Origin of the sequence: Mycobacterium sp. (genome assembly GCF_050701675.1) — a bacterium.
Classification (GTDB): Bacteria; Actinomycetota; Actinomycetes; order Mycobacteriales; family Mycobacteriaceae; genus Mycobacterium.
Map to the genome: position 1 here is coordinate 1 of NZ_JBOGDD010000602.1, position 2,466 is coordinate 2,466.

The following is a 2,466-nucleotide window of genomic DNA, read 5'->3' on the forward strand; positions in this document are numbered from 1 at the left end:
CCAAAATTTCTTTGCTGGCTGACGTGCAGTGCGCCATCCGGTTTGGTAAGGACCTGCTGACGTCCAAGGACTTTGTTATCTCTCGGGAGACGATTGGACTCAACGTAGAGGTTGACGAGTCAGATTGGTATGCAATGGCATTGCTGTAACTGCCAGAACCGTCACGGGAGGCAAGGGTATCGTCGTTCACGACGAAGATGACGTCTGAATGGCGCGGCGGGGCGGGCGCTATCGCCTTCGCGTACCCAGTGACAAAGTAGCCACACCTCACATCGCGAGCCGGTTGGCAAACCTCGTGCCGGCCCCGCCGACCGGTCGTTGAGGCCGAACGGCGCGTGGCGGAGATGAGCGCGAACGACGCAGGGGATGCTCCATCCGCGACTCGAGCCGAGTGGCACCGCGTAGGCCGCGATGTGTGTGTTCTCGATGACACTCGTGCCGTAGTCACCATAGATACAACTAGTATCCATGGTGTGTCTAGCGCGCCCTCTGCCTCGGATGAGGCCTATGTGACGGTCAAGGAGCTCATCGTGAGCGGCGAACTGCCCGGTGGTGAGCTCATCAGCGAGGGCGACATCGCGACCAGGATGGGGGTCAGCCGTACTCCGGTCCGCGAGGCGTTTCTGCGACTGCAGGCCGAGGGATGGATGCGGCTGTATCCGAAGCGAGGTGCGCTGGTCGTTCCCATCGCCGCCGATGAGGCTGAGAACGTCGTGTCGGCGCGCCGAATGATCGAGACGGGCAGCGTGAGGGCCATGACGGCGCAGGCCCGCGCCGAGTTGGCACTCGCACTGAACCGGAATCTCACCCTGCAACGGGAGATAGCGGCCAGCGGCACCGCTACGGAGTTCAGTGCCGTCGACGCCGACTTTCATCAATCGATCGTCAACGCGGGGGGAAATCCCTTGCTGGACACCTTCTACTGTGGGCTTCGCGAGCGGCAGAGGCGCATGACCACCCACTCCCTTGCGCGAGATCCGGGTCAGATCGCAGGCATCATCGAAGACCACGATCGGCTCATCAGTCTGATTCAAACCGGCGACGTCGGCGGGTTCGAGATCGCGGTGGACCGCCATATGCGACGCGTCCACGGCTGGATCGTGGGCGCTGTCTTGTGAACGCGTATGTGACGCAAAGTGATTCGGGATTCTGGGCGCAGCGCCGATGGATGTTGGTCGCCGCGGGCATGTTCGCGGTCGCGTGGGGTGGTAACGAATTCACCCCACTGCTGGTGATGTATCGCCTGCAGCACGGTTTCTCCGCCTTCACGGTCTACACGTTCCTGTTTGCCTACGTGATCGGCATCGTGCCTGCCCTGCTGATCGGCGGCCCGTTGTCGGACCACATGGGCAGGCGCCCCGTGATGCTTCCTGCAACCGCGATCGCCGCCGTCGGATCGATACTCATCGCCCTTGGCGCCGACTCCTCGGCACTGCTCCTTGCCGGCCGGGTCTTCACCGGAGTCTCATTGGGGATCGGCATGGCCGTCGGCGGAAGTTGGGTCAAGGAACTGTCGGCCCAGGATCCGGCGTCCTCGCCGGGCACCGGCGCCCGACGCGCGGCCATGAGTTTGACCGCGGGCTTCGCACTGGGTGCAGGCGTGGCAGGAGCGCTCGCGCAGTGGGCGCCGTGGCCGGCGCACCTGGCCTATCTGGTGCACGTGTCCATCTGCGTTGCCGCGGGGGCGGCCATGCTGGCGGTGCCCGAGACCCAGCCTGCAGTTCCCGTTGGCGAGAGGAGTCGACTGATCGACGATCTCAAGATTCCGACGGCGTCGCACCGGCGCTTCTTGTTCATCGTGGTCCCGTTGGCACCATGGGTGTTCGGTTCTGCGAGTGTCGCTTACGCGGTCCTGCCATCGTTGATGGCCGACGAGAGCGGGCACCACCCGATTGCGTTCTCGGCGCTGATGTCGGTCACCGCACTCGGGGCAGGCTTCGTGATCCAGTCCCTGGCCAGAAGGATCGACACCCCACTCGGTGCACGCGGTGCCATCGTGGCACTGGCCATCCTCGCCGTCGGAATGTTCCTTGCGGCATGGGCGGCGTCCGTGCTGACGGTCGCGTCCGCGCTGATCGCCGCGGTGGTGCTGGGATGCGGTTACGGGATGGCACTCGTCGCCGGACTGCTTGAAGTGCAACGCATTGCGGGCCCCGAGGGTTTGGCGGGACTGACGGCAGTCTTCTATTCGCTCACCTATTTGGGCTTTGCCATCCCTGCACTGCTGTCGTCGCTGACCGAACGGTGGCCCGGGATCGCCACCTATCCCGTGATCTTCGGGGTAGGCGGTGTCCTTGCGACTCTGTGCGGTGTCTTCGTCCGGGTGCACACCCACCGTCACCTGCCAGTGGAGTTGGGGAGGCAACGTCCGGTGCCGGTCTCGGTGGATTGATCCGCCCGGTAGCCGAAAGTCTTGGTCTGCACAGAACGTAATCTCAGTTCAGTCTCAGGCGGGCAGCGCACTAT

2 protein-coding genes are annotated in these 2,466 nt (G+C 63.9%); both read left to right on the forward strand.

Annotated features, from left to right (window positions below; translation table 11 throughout):
- The first annotated feature begins 473 nt into the window (after positions 1-473).
- Positions 474-1,118 carry a GntR family transcriptional regulator gene (locus tag ACRDUX_RS18540; RefSeq protein WP_526415483.1) on the forward strand — a complete coding sequence of 215 codons (645 nt, stop codon included), beginning with the start codon at positions 474-476 and terminating at the stop codon, positions 1,116-1,118.
- Positions 1,119-1,168: 50 nt separating this feature from the next.
- Entirely contained in the window at positions 1,169-2,392 is a 1,224-nt protein-coding gene (locus ACRDUX_RS18545) for an MFS transporter (RefSeq protein ID WP_526415484.1), read from the forward strand.
- The last annotated feature ends 74 nt before the right edge of the window (positions 2,393-2,466 follow it).